General features: G+C 50.9%; 19 protein-coding genes. All 19 read right to left on the bottom strand.

What is annotated here, in order from left to right:
* Positions 1-23 precede the first annotated feature (23 nt).
* The 19 genes from B5F07_RS11885 to B5F07_RS22635 all read right to left on the bottom strand — a co-directional run bounded on the left by B5F07_RS11885 (position 24) and on the right by B5F07_RS22635 (position 15,924).
* Positions 24-1,337, bottom strand: a complete 1,314-nt coding sequence (locus B5F07_RS11885) for a pyrimidine-nucleoside phosphorylase (protein WP_087161501.1) — start codon at positions 1,335-1,337, stop codon at positions 24-26.
* Between the two features lie 34 nt (positions 1,338-1,371).
* The gene (locus B5F07_RS11890) at positions 1,372-1,668 is read right to left on the bottom strand and encodes a Dabb family protein (RefSeq protein WP_087161502.1); all 297 of its coding nucleotides are present in this window, start codon (positions 1,666-1,668) and stop codon (positions 1,372-1,374) included.
* Positions 1,669-2,049: 381 nt separating this feature from the next.
* Entirely contained in the window at positions 2,050-2,289 is a 240-nt protein-coding gene (locus B5F07_RS11900; RefSeq protein WP_087161504.1) for a hypothetical protein, read from the bottom strand.
* A 198-nt stretch (positions 2,290-2,487) separates the two neighbouring features.
* A complete protein-coding gene (locus tag B5F07_RS11905; protein WP_087161505.1) occupies positions 2,488-3,303 on the bottom strand; it encodes a hypothetical protein in 816 nt (271 codons plus the stop codon).
* Between the two features lie 5 nt (positions 3,304-3,308).
* Positions 3,309-3,815 (bottom strand): pyridoxamine 5'-phosphate oxidase family protein, encoded by a 507-nt coding sequence (locus B5F07_RS11910; protein WP_087161506.1) that lies wholly within the window; start codon positions 3,813-3,815, stop codon positions 3,309-3,311.
* Between the two features lie 31 nt (positions 3,816-3,846).
* The gene (locus B5F07_RS11915; protein WP_140398008.1) at positions 3,847-4,218 is read right to left on the bottom strand and encodes a hypothetical protein; all 372 of its coding nucleotides are present in this window, start codon (positions 4,216-4,218) and stop codon (positions 3,847-3,849) included.
* 228 nt (positions 4,219-4,446) lie between these two features.
* Positions 4,447-5,550 (bottom strand): sensor histidine kinase, encoded by a 1,104-nt coding sequence (locus tag B5F07_RS11925; protein WP_087161509.1) that lies wholly within the window; start codon positions 5,548-5,550, stop codon positions 4,447-4,449.
* Positions 5,547-6,230 carry a response regulator transcription factor gene (locus B5F07_RS11930; protein ID WP_087161510.1) on the bottom strand — a complete coding sequence of 228 codons (684 nt, stop codon included), beginning with the start codon at positions 6,228-6,230 and terminating at the stop codon, positions 5,547-5,549. Before B5F07_RS11930 ends, B5F07_RS11925 begins: the two co-directional genes overlap by 4 nt.
* A 61-nt stretch (positions 6,231-6,291) precedes the next feature.
* Positions 6,292-8,376: an FtsX-like permease family protein gene (locus tag B5F07_RS11935; RefSeq protein WP_087161511.1), complete on the bottom strand. Its 2,085-nt coding sequence runs from the start codon at positions 8,374-8,376 to the stop codon at positions 6,292-6,294.
* The gene (locus tag B5F07_RS11940; RefSeq protein WP_087161512.1) at positions 8,366-9,142 is read right to left on the bottom strand and encodes an ABC transporter ATP-binding protein; all 777 of its coding nucleotides are present in this window, start codon (positions 9,140-9,142) and stop codon (positions 8,366-8,368) included. Before B5F07_RS11940 ends, B5F07_RS11935 begins: the two co-directional genes overlap by 11 nt.
* Positions 9,143-9,168: 26 nt before the next feature.
* The gene (locus tag B5F07_RS11945; RefSeq protein WP_087161549.1) at positions 9,169-9,645 is read right to left on the bottom strand and encodes a MarR family winged helix-turn-helix transcriptional regulator; all 477 of its coding nucleotides are present in this window, start codon (positions 9,643-9,645) and stop codon (positions 9,169-9,171) included.
* Positions 9,646-9,672: 27 nt separating this feature from the next.
* Positions 9,673-10,686, bottom strand: a complete 1,014-nt coding sequence (locus tag B5F07_RS11950; RefSeq protein WP_087161513.1) for an aldo/keto reductase — start codon at positions 10,684-10,686, stop codon at positions 9,673-9,675.
* 268 nt (positions 10,687-10,954) lie between these two features.
* A complete protein-coding gene (locus tag B5F07_RS11955) occupies positions 10,955-11,548 on the bottom strand; it encodes a hydrolase (RefSeq protein WP_087161514.1) in 594 nt (197 codons plus the stop codon).
* Between the two features lie 96 nt (positions 11,549-11,644).
* Positions 11,645-12,373, bottom strand: coding sequence for an HAD family hydrolase (locus B5F07_RS11960; RefSeq protein WP_087161515.1), 729 nt, complete (start codon positions 12,371-12,373; stop codon positions 11,645-11,647).
* A 34-nt stretch (positions 12,374-12,407) separates the two neighbouring features.
* Positions 12,408-13,295, bottom strand: a complete 888-nt coding sequence (locus tag B5F07_RS11965) for a damage-control phosphatase ARMT1 family protein (RefSeq protein ID WP_162613121.1) — start codon at positions 13,293-13,295, stop codon at positions 12,408-12,410.
* On the bottom strand, positions 13,292-13,696 hold the full coding sequence (locus B5F07_RS11970; RefSeq protein ID WP_087161517.1) for a DUF5655 domain-containing protein: 405 nt from the start codon (positions 13,694-13,696) through the stop codon (positions 13,292-13,294). The genes B5F07_RS11965 and B5F07_RS11970 overlap by 4 nt, the downstream gene beginning before the upstream one ends.
* A 23-nt stretch (positions 13,697-13,719) precedes the next feature.
* Positions 13,720-14,667: a hypothetical protein gene (locus tag B5F07_RS11975; RefSeq protein ID WP_087161518.1), complete on the bottom strand. Its 948-nt coding sequence runs from the start codon at positions 14,665-14,667 to the stop codon at positions 13,720-13,722.
* 350 nt (positions 14,668-15,017) lie between these two features.
* Entirely contained in the window at positions 15,018-15,446 is a 429-nt protein-coding gene (locus tag B5F07_RS11985; RefSeq protein WP_087161520.1) for an RNHCP domain-containing protein, read from the bottom strand.
* On the bottom strand, positions 15,430-15,924 hold the full coding sequence (locus B5F07_RS22635; RefSeq protein WP_162613122.1) for an RNHCP domain-containing protein: 495 nt from the start codon (positions 15,922-15,924) through the stop codon (positions 15,430-15,432). The genes B5F07_RS11985 and B5F07_RS22635 overlap by 17 nt, the downstream gene beginning before the upstream one ends.
* Positions 15,925-16,112: the final 188 nt, after the last annotated feature.

Here is a 16,112-nt window from a genome sequence, read left to right on the forward strand (position 1 = left end):
TGTCCTATTCCTTTTCCGGAATTCTACCTTCCGGAATCAATGATTTCCTTAATCAGCGGGATATCCTGCTGCGGATCCGGTGAAAATTCATAAGCAGCAGCAAGACGCCGGGATGCTTCCGGCAGAAGGGAGGCATCTGATGCGTGAATTACGGCAAGAGCCTCTCCCGGGGCAGCCTTGTCCCCCTTCTTCTTTTTCAGGACGATTCCTACAGAGAGATCAATGGGACTCTCCTTTGTCCTGCGTCCTCCGCCGAGCAGAAGGCAGATCCGTCCGATCTCCTCAGTATGAATATCACTGATATATCCTCCGGCCGGAGAAGGAACTTCCTCCTGATACGGTGCCAAAGGAAGCAGCTCCGGTTGATCCGCCTGGCTTGGGTTACCGCCCTGTGCCTGAATAAACTGGCGGAAAACAGAGAAGGCCTTTCCGCTGTCCAGAGATTCCTCCAGAAGTTTCCGCGCGGTTTCCGGATCTGCTGCTGCACCCGCTTTTACCGCCATGTAAGTTCCGAGCACCAGTACCAGTTCCCGCAGGTCCGCAGGTCCCTGCCCTTTCAGAGTGTCAATGGCTTCTTTCACTTCCAGAGCGTTGCCGACGGCATATCCGAGGGGCTGATCCATATCGGAGATCACGGCGGTCACATCTTTTCCGGCAAGTGTCCCGATGCTTACCATCTCACGGGCAAGTGCGCGGGCGTCTGACAGTTCTTTCATAAATGCTCCGTCTCCGGTCTTCACATCCAACACAATGGCGTCTGCTCCGGAAGCGAGCTTTTTGCTCATGATGCTGGAAGCGATCAGGGACATCTGGTCTACCGTTCCGGTAACATCCCGCAGGGCATACAGCTTTTTGTCCGCAGGAGCCAGATTGGCCGTCTGACCGGCAATGGCGATGTGAATCTGGTTTACGTTGCGGATAAACTCTTCCGGGGAAAGACTGGTAGAAAAACCGGAAAAACTCTCCAGTTTGTCAATGGTTCCTCCTGTATGTCCCAGTCCGCGTCCGGACATTTTTGCCACCGGAACACCAAGGGAAGCGACAAGGGGCGCCAGGACAAGAGAGGTCTTGTCTCCCACTCCTCCGGTGCTGTGTTTGTCCACCTTTATACCGTGGATGGCGGAAAGATCCAGCACGTCCCCGCTGTGCGCCATGGCCAGCGTGAGGTCTTTCGTCTCCTCGTCTGTCATGCCGACAAAACAGATTGCCATCATCATGGCAGACATCTGATAGTCCGGGATTTTACCGGAAGTATAGTTCCGGATCATCCAGTCAATTTCCTCTTTTGTCAGAGCGCCGCCCCGCTTCTTTCTGACGATCAGATCGTACATATTCATTGCGCTTCGCCTCCTTTTTCCGACCTCGCATTACTCAGTAATCCAGACAGGCTCTTTCTGTCACAAATGGACGGACATAAGTATCGGCAACAGCAACATGCGCCGGATGATTTGCGTAAACTGCAATATCCTCTGCTTTTTCAAGGGTAGAGACAAGCGCCACGTCATGGGTGCTTGAAGGCAGCGGATTCTCGACGAATTCCAGGCTCAGCAGACCGGGTACTCTGCCGACAAGAGAAGCCAGGTTCTCTTTCATTGCAGCCTTTAATTCCGGCTTCTTTTCCTCCGGGATCTCCGGTTTGAATTTCCACATAACAATATGATGTACCATGTCAGGTTCCTCCTTTTATTTTTTTTGCAGATTTTCCCAGATTTCATCGGCAGAAGCATGAGGATTTTCTGTAACAGCATTGTAGTAAACCGAAAGTGCGGCCGGTTCCTCCTCAAGCTCTTCTGCAATTACATCCTGGTATTTTGAGTTTAATGTCAGGATCTTCTTCTCGGCAGAAATACGCGGCGATAAAAGCACGTTCAGCATCCCTGTCAGTAATGATCCTCCGGAATCATCCGGGTTCAGACAGATATGTATAATCGTCAAAGAGTAAATATACTATATCACAGAGCGGAAAGTGAGACAAATAAAATAAATATAAAAAACGTACAGAACACATCAGCCAGACCGGCTCATCGTCCTGTACGTTTCTTCTGACAATTAATCCAGATAGTTTCCTACCGGACTGGAATTATACTGTTTGATCACTTTTACGATGATCGATCCGTCCGGCTGTTCCGTTTCCTCAAGAATCTTATACTGGGTATGGTTTCTGTCCAGTCCCTTTTTATACTGTTCGACCTCCTGCTTTACAAGATTTACAGCATAATCATGACCAAGATCTTCCTTCAGCAGGAAGTGGAGAGTCTGACATATGCAGGCTGCTTTTACACGTTTCATTCTGCAATACCTCTCTTTCAAAAAATAAATGTGCAGCTCCTGCACAACCGGAATTACGCATGAGAGCTACACGTTGTAATATTATTTTAACTAAATTTTCATAAAATTTCAAAAGTGATTTTGTACAAAATTTCCTGCGTGTAAAATAGAAAAAATGCTCAGATTCCGGCTTATAACGGAAGGAAGCTGCCTGATATCCTACAGCTTTCTGCGCCTGTGAATCCAGAATCTCCAGATCAGCAGACCAGACACAACAGCAACAGCCACAACAGGTATCACCAGAAACCATATGTTTACCTGTCCGTTTTCCTTGGCTTCAGTGATCAACGCCGGATCTGCTTCCTGACCGGGAGCAGGGACATAGTCGGCAAGCTTTGGTATCTGTGTACTGGTAAGATCCGACAGACAGAGCCACACGTGGCGAGAACCGAACATATATTCCCGATATCCCCAGAGACGCCCTGCCGGGTCTTCATAAAATGTCGTGAATGTAATATCGCCCATCAGAGAACTTGTTTCTTCATCAGAGCTTCCGGAGCCTGGATAGGACCACCGGACATAATCGGTGCCTTCTTCCAGGATATAAGGCTCGCCTTCATAAATCTCATCCTTATGGTCACGGATGAACTCACGGCTGGAATAGGGGAGAAAAACATCTGCCATCAGTACCCATTTTCCAAAGGAATCCGCAAGTCCCCACTCCAGTCCGTTTTCATCCGTGTAAACATAAGACACGGAGAAAATTTGTCCTTCGGCAACTGTCTCGCGGGAAAAATAAGAATTCGGTGAGTTCCAGAGCAATGTATCTTCTCCCGCGATACAGGACCGGTTCAGATAGGTGCATTCCATGCTGTGCCTTCGGTAAAATGAATTGTCCGGCTCATAGATCACATCCGCCGATACAATAAGCGGGCGGAAAAGATTTCCTGCAAACAGCGTCATAACAAGGGCGAGAATGAGACCTTGAAATCTTTTCACATTCTGAATCCTTTTTATATTCTGAAATTGTTTCATACCGTTCAACTTCCTTTCTTTGGAAGACGTTCCTTCCCGGTAAATTCTGTTACATCGATCCGGTAAACGCAGGTTCGCTCCAGCGCTTCCGGTGAAAATGATATCTCCGAGCCGGGAGCCATATGTTCCATCAGTCTGGCGAGTCCCTTCTTTTTCTCCTCTATATCATCCAGAGGGTGAATAATGCCGTTCCCCATTATACTGCGGTAGGCGTAGGAATAGCTGCAGGAATAATCTCCCCGGATGATTTCATGCATATAATCCATCTCAAATGCAATTCCGGGGGCGGAGGCGAAGGCACATGCTTTGCGCCCCTCTGCTGCTCCATGGATATAGAAGGTCAGCGACGGCTTTCCATCTGTAAAAGTAAATGTGTATCCGTAATTGACGGGAACGATAAACATGCCGTCCTCATCGGTCATACCAAGACGGATCACATCACATTTCTCCACGATTTCTTTTAACAATTCCGGATCTTTTATCTCTCTTTTATAAAGTCTCATAGGCTGCATAGTTAATTCCTCCTTTTTTGCGTTTCTGACCTCAGTATAGCAGAAAGCCGTGAATCTGTCCCGTGAAATTCAGAATCTGCCCCGTTAAAAAGGAAAACAGATTAAGCGTCAGCGACATAATCCAGGGGTGTGAGGCTGATTCCATCGCTTTTCCAAGCATGAGTCCCTCCATAAGGAAAACGAGGATTTCTACAGGAATAATCAGCGCTGTACGGGAGATTCCGGTATATTCAACGGTCAAAGTACAGATGAGCACGGCGATGGGATTTGTCAGTGTGTTGATGAGAACCAGAAGAAACTGATCCCTCCAACTGCGCACCCGGAACACAAGGCAGGCGGCCGCTCCTTCCAGAATCACGGTCAAAACCCAGGAAACAACAAGAGATATTATTATTTTATCCATCTGCATCACCTGCTCTGTTCATCAGTCCGGCACACAGCAAGACCAGAGAAAGAACAGTCAGCGCTGCATACACAGAGGGAACCGAAAGTCCGGAGGCTGCCCCTGCATATACAGGCAGAAATCCGAGATACAGGGCAAAAGTCAGAAGCCCGAAGGCAGTACCCGGATATCGCGGAAGGCACCGGAAAAATTCTCTGTCTTTCCACCTTCATTCCCCCTCCCGAAAGTTTATTCCATCGATATATAAGAGTCCGGCAGCCGGGATATTGTTGCAAGTTCCGGAAAATAAAACCGTATTTCAAATCCTTTTCCGTACTCGGACCGGATTTCCACCCGGATCTTCAGATCGTCCGCCAGCTGTTTTACAAGATAGAGCCCCATCCCCGTAGATTTCCTGCCGTTTTCTCCGGTCTCCGAGCAGAAGCCCCGGTCGAAAAGGAAGGGGAGGTCCTGCCGCATCACACCGATGCCGTTATCGGCAACAGAAAGGCAGACGCCGTCTTTTTCAACGGGAAAGGCTTTCAGAGAGAGGCGCGGCACCGTGCCGTCCTGTTTCCGATATTTTACTGCATTGGCGAAAACCTGGCGCAAAATAAAGGCAAAGTTTTTCCGGTCTGTCAGAACCGGAATCTCTGTGTAAGCTTCTTCTACCTGAAAGCCGTAAACGGAGAGAAAGAGCCGGTACTCATCGAGCACCTCGTGACAGCATTCGGAGAGCTGCAGGCGTTCAAAGACGTAATCTTTGTGCTCCGCACGGACACGGGAGTAATAAAGCATCTGCTCCACATATTCCTGGATCTGTATCTGGGCGCAGTCCAGTCTGGAGCGGACCGTCTCCGACATCTCTTTGCTCCTGCTGTCCAGCATCAGGGTCAGAAGGGAAAGGGGCGTCTTGATCTCATGTGCCCAGGTCTCAATGTACTCTTCATAATCGGTGCGTCTGCCAATCTCCGCCGAAAGTGCCATGCGGTCCCCGTTTATCATATCCTGTACCGCCCGGATCTGCCGCTGTTCCCGGGGCGAGGCCGCCTCGGAAGCCTGTCTGGCATGAAGCTCGTCCGGATCATCCAGAAATTCCCGGTACAGGCGTTCCCGTTTTTCCTCCCTGCGGCAGAGAAACAGAATGGCACCGAAAAAAACCGCCGCAGAGGAGAATGCCAGAAGTCCGGCAAGAACCAGGAAAGCCTCTGCATCCAGAAGCCAGAGAAACAGTGCGCAGACTGCATCCGTAAGAAGGAGAAAGGCAAGCCAGAACCAGTTCTCCCGAAAAATCTCTTTCACTCTTTCTCCTGCTTTTGTTTTTTCCTTTATTTTCGTTCGGATTCTTTTCATTCGGATTGTTCCTCCCGGATAAACTGATACCCTTTTCCCCGTACATTTGCGATATGCCAGGCAAGCCCCATGCCGGACAGCGTCTTTTTCAGACGTGTCATATTTACCTGAAGGGCGTTTTCATCGATAAATTCCGTGGTGCCCCAGAGTGCTTCGCAGAGTCGTTCCTTTGTCACAGGCTCCCCGCTTTTTGCACACATCAGTTCTGTGAGAATCACGCCCTGGTTATCCGGAAGGATCACCGGGGAATCTCCGCAGAAGACTGTATGGGTCTCCCTGTCGTACTGGAAATCTCCTCCGTCTATGATATTTCTGCTGACTTCATAGCGGCGCAGGAGATTTTCGATTCTGGCAGTAAGCCGCTCCATCCGGCAGGGTTTGGTCAGATATTCATCTGCCCCCAGCCCCAGGGCGTGGACCTCGTCTTTCAGAGAATCACGGGAGGTGAGGATGAGAACGGGGATGCTGCACCTGCGCTTTAACTCCCGGCAGATATCAAATCCGCTGACTCCGGGAAGGTTCACGTCAAGAAGGACGAGATCCGGATTTAACCGGATAATCTCGTCCGCTGCATTTTCAAAATGTGTCAGGATACAGGGGTGATATCCGCTGTTTTTCAGGATCAGCTCCAGCTCCTCCCGCATAAAGATATCATCTTCTGCAATCAAAATTGTTCGCATTCCAGTAACCACTCCTGTTCACTATTTCATCCGGCAGTCTTTGCCGCCGTATTTTCTTTTGTCACAGCCTCTCCTGCGCCTCCTCCATCTGCCGCACAGTATGCAGCAGATGGGTATTGTTCAGGCGGACGACCGCTTTCATGTAGACATATTCTATCACGAACAGAACAGCGATGACAACCATTCCCGTAAGGAACAGCGCCGTCCGGTCTTCCGCTGCCCCGGACCACAGCCCGGTCAGCAGGGACGGAAGCCCGAAGATACTGTTGACCACAGCCGCGGCAAGCGGAACAAGGAAATACCAGCGCACCTGGCTTCGGGCAGATTCACACAGAGCGTCATATCCGGCGCCCAGAAGCGCAAGAATTCTGCATCTGCCGGAAGTTTTCCTCTGATGCATGAGGAACTGCACGGAGATCACGGTATTGGCGATCACCAGCAGGATGACGGCAATGTAGATTGTCAGGTAGGATGCTGCCACAATGTAGAAGAGCTGGCGCCCCATACTCTGCAGATAACTCTCGTAGTCCAGTCCGGAATCCTGCAGAAGCCGGTTGGTCTGGTATACCGCCTGCATCATACCGTCTTTTTCCACCAGATCCTTATTCAGCATAACATTCCAGTAGGAAGTGGCATGATCCCCCACAAGAGAGTCAAATACTTCATCCGGGACAATCAGCCCCTCGCTGATGGTGATGAGCCGGTCGGCTACCAGAGGATCATTGCACACCTGACTTCCGACCCGGTAGTTTTTCCCATCGATCTCTACGGAAAGATCCCGGGCGAGAATCTTCTCCCATGCAGAGATCTCCCCTTCATAAACCGTCTGCGGTCCGCGATAGATCATGACCATATCGGAGGCAAGTTCGACGGGCTCTTCTCCCATGGCTTTGCGGATGCCGTTGTAACCGGACAGGTTGATCAGATAGGGATCATCATAATAGCGGAGCGCCTGGGTAAGCCCGGTCCTTTCCGTCTCATCCTCCAGGGATTCGGCTGCCTCCGTGAGCTGGTCATAATAAAATTCACGGACAGTATCCGGATCATCCGTGGGAATCGACTGGGTATAGAGCAGCCCCATCCGCACCTCGTAGGGTTCCTGCAGGTTTTCCCCGGCTCCGGTCTTCGTAAGGGTCTGTTCCAGTTCTCCCTCCGGACTGTCCTCTCCCTCGCGGAAGGTAAAGTCAGCGCTGTGCGCTGTTCCCGAACCGCCCAGGGAATGAGCGGCGGAGATTCCATAGGCCAGACAGCAGAACGCCGCGAGAAACAGAAGGCTTGTGACGGCAAGAGATTTCCACTGCCGTGAAACCTGTTCGGTCAGCTGGCGGAACGTAAAGATGCCAAGCCGTCCCCGGTTCCGTCTCCAGATTCCTCCAAGTGCAGTATCAATGGCAGAAAAGATCAGAAAAACACCTGCAATCCCCAGGATTACCGTGCGGCTCATCATCCCGAGCCCTGCCCAGGCTCTCCCGGAGATGGCAAGAGCGTAGGCAGCGCCGAGGAGAAGCACGCCTGCCAGAATACGGATAATGGCAAAGACCGTACTCCTGCGCTTCTCTTCCACTTCCTCAGAGTCCTGAAAATAGTAGAGAATCTCCCGGCGTGCCATTCTGCCGCTTAAAATGCCGAACGCACAGAGCTTCATCCCCGCGAACCCGATGGCAGTCAGCACCACTGCCTGAAGAGAAAAGGAAAAGTGATGCCCGATAATCCCCAGTCCTACAATCTTTGAGGTGATCAGGCTGATCATCTCGGAGAGAAACACGGCCACGGGAATGCCCACTGCCAGAGCGGTCAGGCTGTTCCACAGATCTTCGGCGAGAAGAAGCAGAAAAAGCCGGCTGCGCTTCATGCCAAGCATCAGGTATACACCCAGTTCATATTTCCTGCGCTCCAACTGATATACCCCGGAAAACCAGACCAGGAAAAACAGCAGAAAGAGCGATACCATGTAAAATGCCGGCAGGAGCATGAGCAGCTTCTGCACCGCATCGCTTTCCATGGTTTTCAGGAAAATAATCACATCCTGGTTCTCCAGGGAGAGAAAGATGTAAAAGGCGGCAACAGAAATGATCAGGGATACGAAAAAGATCCCGTTTTCTTTTCTTGTACGCCTGCCGTTTTTCCGGACAAGATCAAAGAACATTCGAAGCCCCTCCTCCCAACTGTGCCATCACGTCTGCGATTCTGGCATAGAAATCACTCTGTGTTTCCGTCTCCTCTCTGCGGCGGAGCTCATGGAAAATCGTGCCGTCTTTCAAAAACAGTATCCGCGAGCAGTAGGCCGCAGCATCCGGATTGTGGGTAACCATGAGGATCGTCCGGTTCATCTCTTTGTTCAGTGCAGAAAGTTCGTCCATCAGATGACGGGCGTTTTTCGTGTCCAGAGCCCCTGTGGGTTCATCTGCGAGTATTACTGCAGGATCAAGGAGCAGCGCCCTTGCCGCAGCGATCCTCTGCTTCTCTCCGCCGGACATCTGGGACGGATATTTGTTCAGGATCCTGCGGATTCCCAGGAAACCGGTCAGTTTTTCGATCCGTTTTCTGCTCTCCTTTTCTTTCATGCCGTGGATGGCAGCAGGCATCATGATGTTTTCCAGTCCGGTCAGATTGTCGAGCAGCTTGAAATCCTGGAACAGATATCCCATCTTGCTGCCCCGGTACTCCATCTGCTTTTTCTCGTTGAATGCCGCGATGTTCTCGCCTTCCAGAAAGATCTCCCCTTCCGTGGGGCGTATCATGGAAGAGATGCAGTTTAACAGAGTTGTCTTTCCGCTGCCGGAGGGACCCATGATCCCTACAAACTCCCCTTCCAGTACATAGAACGAAATGCCGTCCACGGCTTTCGTAATGTTTTCTCCTTTTCCGTAGTATTTTTTAAGTGAACGGATATCCAGTATTTTTTTCTCCATATGTTAAAACCTCCCTTGCAGTTTTATTATAACTGCAGGGAGGTGTTCTGAACACTTACAGATGATGTAAGTTCCGAGGCATCCCGGATATTGTCAAACATCCGGTCCATAAACTGTTCAAAGAGGCTGACCTCTCCGGAGTCAAAGCCTGAGAGCAGTATTTCCCAGAGTTCCTCCTGGAGACGGTCAATCTCCCCGGTAACAGAAGCGGTCTTTTCCGTAAGCTGAAGATGCTGTATCCTCCGGTCGGAGGAATCCTGGGTGCGGATCAGGCAGCCCTTACGGATCAGGGATTCCACGGCCTTGGAGACGCATCCTTTTGAGAGCATGCGGAGTTCTACGATATCCGTGGCAGTGTCCTTTCCCGGGTTATTCCACAGGAAGCTGACAATTTCTGTCTCTACGACAGTGAGTCCGTATTTGCCGCAGACACTTTTTAACATGGTTTCGTGCAGTTTCAGCATCCGGTTGATCCCGAGCAGAAACTGGGTGTTGCGTTTCATCTGATCATATCCCTTCAAAGAAATGTTTTATAAAAATGTTTTATAATCCTCATAATTCTTCTCAAGAAGCGCAGGCGTGTTCAGTCCGTACGGACATTTTTTCATACACTGGTTGCAGTGCAGGCACCCTTCGATTTTCTTCATTTTCTCCTGCCACTCTTCTGACAGCCATCCCGCCTGCGGCGCACGGCGCAGAAGCAGGCTCATGCGGGCACAGTTGTTGATCTCGATTCCTGCCGGACATGGCATGCAGTATCCGCATCCGCGGCAGAAGTCGCCGGAGAGTTCTTTCCTGTCTCGTGCAATTTCCTCGTTGAGGGCACTGTCACGCACCGGCGGATTGTCCTGGTAGGAAAGGAATTCATCCAGCTCTGACTCTCTCTGAACGCCCCAGATAGGCGCAACATTGGAAAATTCCGGCTGTGCCAGGTATGCATATGCCGCCGCCGAATTGTGGATCAGGCCGCCGGAGAGCGCTTTCATGGCAATGAATCCCATGTCCGCGTCTTTACATGCCTTCACGATCTCCAGGTCCGCATCCGCTGCCAGGTAAGAAAACGGAAACTGCAGAGTCTCGTACAGACCAGATTCAATGGCTTCCTTTGCCACGGCAATGCGGTGGTTCGTAATGCCGATATGACGGATTTTGCCCTCTTCTTTTGCCTTGAGCATGGCGTCGTAGAGCCCCGATTCATCTCCCGGCTTCGGGCAGAATGCGGGATTATGGAACTGGTAGATATCAATATAATCTGTTTTCATCGTCTTCAGACTGGTCTCAAGATCCTTCCAGAACCCTGCCGCATCCTGGGCTGCCGTTTTTGTGCTGATGATAATCTTTTCCCGTGTGTATTCGAAAGCAGCGCCGATCTTTTCCTCGCTGTCTGTGTAGGCACGGGCAGTGTCGAAATAATTGATCCCGTTGTAAAATGCCTTCTGCAGCAGATATACCGCATCTGCCTTGGAGATTCTCTGGATCGGAAGCGCTCCGAATCCATTCTTGTTCACTTCAATACCTGTCCTGCCGAGAACAACCTTATCCATACTATATAGTACCTCCTACTTGTTGTATCTTCTTTTATTTATTATCTTATTATCTTCTTGTCGCCTGAACTCTTCTTAATTTTTTATGTCTTTGCCGATTACCAGGCTGTAGTGCTCCATACTGCCACGAAGGCCCGTAGTGGAGCGCCGGTCCTTGGACCGCGTCTTTTGCGGTCCTATGTACCGCTGCGCTCCACTCCCGAGCGAAAGCGTGGCCGCCGGGGCAGCATGGAACAATACAGCCGGATGAACGGAACAGCAGACCATTCTATTCCAGCCCGAGCGCTTTCATCTCGTCTGTGACGCTCTCCTCGCAGGAACGCATGGCAAGAATGGTCTTCTCAAAAAGTTCCGGCAGTTCCCATCCGAGCATTTCCGCGCCCTGCTTTATGATATCCCGGGAACAGCCCTGGGCGAAACGTTTGTCTTTGAATTTCTTCTTCACGCTGGATACTTCCATGTCCATGACGCTTTTCGAGGGACGCATCAGGGCTGCGGCCCAGATCAGCCCGGTCAGTTCGTCCGCGGCGAAAAGGACTTTCTCCATCAGGTGCGTCGGTTCTACATCACTGCAGATCCCGTATCCGTGGGAACAGACAGAGTGGATAATATCCTCTCCGACGCCACCGTTTTGCAGAAGCTCCGGCGCTTTCTGACAGTGCTCCTCCGGATACATTTCAAAATCGATATCGTGGAGCAAACCCACGATCCCCCAGTGCTCTGCCTCATCTCCGAAACCGAGCTCTCCGGCATACCATTTCATAACACCCTCCACGGTGAGTGCATGCCGGATATGAAATGCCTCCTTATTGTATTTCATCAGAAGCGAAAGCGCTTCCTCCCTGCTGATTGTGTCTGCCATAGTAAATTCCACCTTTCTTTTTTGCTATCTGTATCTTTTAATTTTTATATTTCTTTCCACACCTTTGCCGGTCCCATGCTGTACTGCCCCATGCTATCACGACAGAAGGATCTTCGCAAGCTCTGCCATGTCAACCTTCTCCAGAATATGATCCGCTTCCGGCAGTTCCTCCTCTGGAGAAAGATTGGAACGGATATAAACCGTGGCAAGACCGGCTCCTTTTGCCCCTCTGATGTCGCAGATGCCGTCGTTCCCTATCATCACCGCAGTCTCCCGGTCAATCCCGTAAGTATCGAGGAGTTTTTCAAATAACCGCAGATCCGGTTTTTTCACTCCCGCCTCGGAAGAGATCAGGATCCCGTCAAAACAGTCGAGGATCCCCAGATAAAAGAGCTCATGCTCCGTAAAGATCTTCTGGGCGTTTGTCAGAAGATAGAGTTTCTTCCCCTGCTCTTTTAAGTCTGCCAGCAGTTCCTTTACTCCCGCATAAAGGCGGACATAATCGGTAGACAGGGTACGGAAGAACTGGCCTGCATGGACAGCCAGAGTCATGTCCGCTTTCACGCCTTTTTCCGCAAACAGCTGTAAGAACACATTTTCCAGCCGGATCTCCGGATAAGCCTCGTGGGAATCTTTTCTGAGGGGATCCTTTTCCGCCATCTCTCCGGTCAGCCGGCGGTAGGCTTCCTGCAGTTCCTCCCCTGTATACCGGGCTCCGTAATAGCCGTAGAACAGGGCGAGCTTCTCCCAGAGTTCCGGTTTTTCCTCGTCGGTGTGGATGTCGGCAAGCGTGCCGTACAGATCAAAAATACATGTTTGGTACATCGTCTTCTCTCCTGTCATTTTATTTTCGGTCATTCTATTTTCTGTCAGTCGGATCGATCCGGCGTTCATTCAGGAACATTCCCTGGAAGCGTTCGGCATGAAAACGTCTGACGAACCAGTCACATTTGCAGAGAAACAGGTAATAGACATTCAGGCCGCATCCATGCAGTGTCTCAAAATTCCCCTGCCCCTTGGAAATGACCAGATCAGCCTCTTCTATGGCCCGAAGCGCTTCATCGCTGATGTCATCCGGATCCGTGCCTGCGATGGAACTGCCGTTTCCCATGACCGGAACGATCTTGTCCAGTCCCACATAGACGGCGGTATCCAGATCTGCGTCGTTGACTACAGGAGCCCCGCGCACGATCACCTGAATGGAAAGGTGCGGGTACTGTTCTTTCAAAAGCTTCAGCACGATCTTATCCAGGACGATCTCCCCGCAGTTGTCCGTCAGATAAACAAGGAAGGACGCCTGTGACAGGTCGTCTAGAAAATGCGTGTATTCCCGGTCATCGAGTCCGTCCCGGGCCTGGTTTTCAAATAGCTCAAGAAGCTTTTCTCTTGAGATATCTTTCACCGAAGCATAGTCGATATAATTTCCCGTCCGGGCATAGAGAAGGGATGCCGTCAGGGGATCCCGGTGAGCGCGTATCTCTGCTTCGATGTCCTGTTCCAGAGAGAGCAGATAGTCGTTGAACTCCTTCTTCACCGCGTCAAGTCCGGACTGTTCGCCCCAGTATTTCTGATAGATACGGGAAAGGGGACGGATCAGTGCCGGGGCGGAGAGATCCGGGTTACAGGAGGAAAGAAAGGCGAGCACTTCCCGCATGTACTGCATTTTCTTTTCTTCATCGGTAAACTCCCTTACCTGGGATTCCTGCATCTGGATCAGACAGGTAAGGCAGAAAGAATTGATCTTCATGAAGCGTTCCTCCTTCCGGCACTCTTTTTCTTCGCGGAAAATTCCGCCGCCTCCCGGATCCATGCCATCAGTTCGTCATCGATCTCCGCTGGTTCGCTGATCAGGACATGGTGTGTCCAGCGGTTCGGATAAGGCTCCGTGGCAATGTCGATCCGCGGGGACTCTGCCCGGTGTTCCAGGCCGAAGGTTACCACAATATAGGAATCCGGACGATCGGCTGCTTTCCTCACTTTTGCAAAAGAAACACAGGCAAACAGGTGGCTGTTGTAAAATGTGATCTGGGTTTTCTGGACTTTGATGCGGACGTCACTGATCTCAGACAGGATCCGCTTTTCCAGTCTCTCATATAACGGCAGGGCGTCCGGATCCTGGTCAAAAAAATGTAAAATGTTCTCGTCCATGATATCATTCCTTTCTTAAGAGATCAAAGCTCGGTTCCTGTGACGATGGCTTCGATCTTCCTATCCAGGGTTTTCATGTTCTCCAGGATAGTATCCTTAAGATTTCGCAGGCGTCCCAGGACCTTCTGGATCTGGTCATATGTCTTTTCTGCCCGCTCTTTTGAGGAGCTGATCTTGTCCAGTACCATCCAGTCGGAAAAGATGTCGTCAAAGAAAAAGTCGGCGAAGTGCAGAAAATCTCCAATGTTCAGCTGAATATCTCCAGACATTTCTTCTTTCACATCCGCCAGCTCAGTACGAAAATTTCTCAGGGCGCTCTGCAGATCCTGAGCAAGATTCTGAGCCTGATCCAGTTTCTCATATTTTGCCATATCTGTCAGAAATCCTCCGCCGATCACATCCCATGTGCCCCAGTTTTTCGCACTTTCCAGTTCGCCCACCAGCTGTTGGGAGATATCGCGGGCACGCACTCCTGCGCGGATCGCTTCATCTATCTCTTTCTGCTGGCTTTCCAGGGCAGTTTTCTGCGCCTCGAGGCTCAAAATATCTGAGGCTTCGGGCCGCCCGGAGTTTCTGACCGCCTCCTTTTTGGCATCCAGAGCTCTCTGATACCGGGTCTCACACCAGCGAAGTTCTGCCAGACGGCTCCGGCACCTGTCAATATCCTGTTCCACGGACTCAAGCTCCGCAGCCGCTGCATCATATTTCATTGCAGCAGCATAAGCCTCCTCCTCTTCGATGGTCAGCCTGTCTTCCATTTGCCCGGAAATCCTGTAAAAGAAAGCGGCAAGGCTCCTGCCCTTTAAACGGTCCACATCCTCCTGCTCCTCAAACTTCTGATGCTCAAGTTCAGCAGTCCTCTTTTTCAGTTCATCCTGCTGAATCAGCAGATCAGCCAGCTGAGCATCCAGACGCTCCTTCTCCAGGATCTCTTCCTGCAGTTTCCTGAGTTCACTGTCATAATAAACCATAATACCCTCCTCATCCCGTCACATTCCTTTTGTTTTGTTACCTTTCTATCGCTTTGCAGTTCATAAGTTCTTATACAACCTCCCTGCTCCATATTAAAGATTTTATCTCTTCCCCGTCCCCGTGTCCACATAAAATTCTCAGCACGGGTTCCTTTTCTTTATACGGGTTCCTTTTCATTCCCGCGCCGGTTCCCAGGCTGTGCGGGACGACATTGTCACGAAGGCCCGTAGGGAAGCGCCGGTACTTAGGCTGCGTCCTTTGCAGCCTTAGCACCGCTGCGCTTCCCTCCCGAGCGAAAGCGTGGCCGCCGGGATAATATAGGACCGTACTGCCGTAAACCCGACGTTCATTATGAAAGGCCCCCGTACTCTCCCTCCATTGATACGGTCATCCTCCGGATAGCGGACTGCGGAATCATCTTCCCTCCAAAGGGTCTCATAGCCAGTGCCATAAGTTTCATAGGATTGTCATCGGCTGCGGTGCGGTTGGAACTTACCTTCCCGCACCTTGTACACCGGTGGATAACGGCCCACTCTCCGTTTTTTCTCACCCAGACACCGATGGGTTCCATGCGGCCGTGACAGTCTGAGCCACGGTCGCCGGGTTCGTTGTCCAGGTGGATACTGTAAAGGCAGTTGGGACAGTGGTTTCTGTGATTGCTCCCCGCCCCTGCTGAGACGACCGGCCATCCGCATACTTTGCAGGTAAAGGAATCCGTGCAGGGATGGGTCCGGAAATATTTTTTGTCGTATTTCCTCTTCTTATTTTCTCTGTTCATTGCTATCTCCTCCGATTTCTCCGCGTCCGCCCATGATCTTTGTCAGATCTTCGAGCCTCTCTATGGGGAACGGCGGTGATGATAATGGTTTTGATGCTACGGACAGTACCTTGATCAGGTTGTCCTTATGGGAAAGCGGTGTGGTCGTCATTTCTCCGCAGAAACTGCATCTCTGGATGATCTCCCATTCACTTTCCCCTCTGACCCAGATGCCGACAGGTTCCAGAATCCCGCCGCACTCCTCTTCTTCCTCGCTTGTTCCGCCTGATCTGCCGGCAAAATTTCTGCCATGTATGCCGGCGAGGCAGTTGGGACAGTGGGTCAGGATCTCTTCCGGTCCGGGATCTGTCGGGCATTCCTGGTATTCTTTGTTCATCGGACGTTCGCTGTCCTTCCGCCCGGCAGACGGTGTCCATCCACAGTTGGGACAGCGGAAAACAGCGCTATTTTTAATCGTTTGTTCTGTCTCTCGTTTCATTTTATCTATACACTCCTTTTTCCGTACTCTTTTGCAGATACACGATGTGATCGTATTTATCCGGCAGGTCTTCACGGATAATCTGCCTGCGAAATAAAAAACGGATAACCCATTACTCTGAGTTATCCGTATACCTGTCGTGTGTGAACCATTATCTGACTTTTTTCCGATCTTTTCATGATATCCGC

The organism is Lachnoclostridium sp. An169 (assembly GCF_002160525.1).
Lineage (GTDB): Bacteria > Bacillota > Clostridia > Lachnospirales > Lachnospiraceae > Mediterraneibacter > Mediterraneibacter cottocaccae.

What these genes read in the sequence shown, in the direction of transcription:
- B5F07_RS11885 (WP_087161501.1), bottom strand. Translation starts at nt 1,337, where the DNA reads ATGAATATGTACGATCTGATCGTCAGAAAGAAGCGGGGCGGCGCTCTG.
- B5F07_RS11890 (WP_087161502.1), bottom strand. Translation starts at nt 1,668, where the DNA reads ATGGTACATCATATTGTTATGTGGAAATTCAAACCGGAGATCCCGGAG.
- B5F07_RS11900 (WP_087161504.1), bottom strand. Translation starts at nt 2,289, where the DNA reads ATGAAACGTGTAAAAGCAGCCTGCATATGTCAGACTCTCCACTTCCTG.
- B5F07_RS11905 (WP_087161505.1), bottom strand. Translation starts at nt 3,303, where the DNA reads ATGAAACAATTTCAGAATATAAAAAGGATTCAGAATGTGAAAAGATTT.
- B5F07_RS11910 (WP_087161506.1), bottom strand. Translation starts at nt 3,815, where the DNA reads ATGCAGCCTATGAGACTTTATAAAAGAGAGATAAAAGATCCGGAATTG.
- B5F07_RS11915 (WP_140398008.1), bottom strand. Translation starts at nt 4,218, where the DNA reads ATGGATAAAATAATAATATCTCTTGTTGTTTCCTGGGTTTTGACCGTG.
- B5F07_RS11925 (WP_087161509.1), bottom strand. Translation starts at nt 5,550, where the DNA reads ATGAAAAGAATCCGAACGAAAATAAAGGAAAAAACAAAAGCAGGAGAA.
- B5F07_RS11930 (WP_087161510.1), bottom strand. Translation starts at nt 6,230, where the DNA reads ATGCGAACAATTTTGATTGCAGAAGATGATATCTTTATGCGGGAGGAG.
- B5F07_RS11935 (WP_087161511.1), bottom strand. Translation starts at nt 8,376, where the DNA reads ATGTTCTTTGATCTTGTCCGGAAAAACGGCAGGCGTACAAGAAAAGAA.
- B5F07_RS11940 (WP_087161512.1), bottom strand. Translation starts at nt 9,142, where the DNA reads ATGGAGAAAAAAATACTGGATATCCGTTCACTTAAAAAATACTACGGA.
- B5F07_RS11945 (WP_087161549.1), bottom strand. Translation starts at nt 9,645, where the DNA reads ATGAAACGCAACACCCAGTTTCTGCTCGGGATCAACCGGATGCTGAAA.
- B5F07_RS11950 (WP_087161513.1), bottom strand. Translation starts at nt 10,686, where the DNA reads ATGGATAAGGTTGTTCTCGGCAGGACAGGTATTGAAGTGAACAAGAAT.
- B5F07_RS11955 (WP_087161514.1), bottom strand. Translation starts at nt 11,548, where the DNA reads ATGGCAGACACAATCAGCAGGGAGGAAGCGCTTTCGCTTCTGATGAAA.
- B5F07_RS11960 (WP_087161515.1), bottom strand. Translation starts at nt 12,373, where the DNA reads ATGTACCAAACATGTATTTTTGATCTGTACGGCACGCTTGCCGACATC.
- B5F07_RS11965 (WP_162613121.1), bottom strand. Translation starts at nt 13,295, where the DNA reads ATGAAGATCAATTCTTTCTGCCTTACCTGTCTGATCCAGATGCAGGAA.
- B5F07_RS11970 (WP_087161517.1), bottom strand. Translation starts at nt 13,696, where the DNA reads ATGGACGAGAACATTTTACATTTTTTTGACCAGGATCCGGACGCCCTG.
- B5F07_RS11975 (WP_087161518.1), bottom strand. Translation starts at nt 14,667, where the DNA reads ATGGTTTATTATGACAGTGAACTCAGGAAACTGCAGGAAGAGATCCTG.
- B5F07_RS11985 (WP_087161520.1), bottom strand. Translation starts at nt 15,446, where the DNA reads ATGAACAGAGAAAATAAGAAGAGGAAATACGACAAAAAATATTTCCGG.
- B5F07_RS22635 (WP_162613122.1), bottom strand. Translation starts at nt 15,924, where the DNA reads ATGAAACGAGAGACAGAACAAACGATTAAAAATAGCGCTGTTTTCCGC.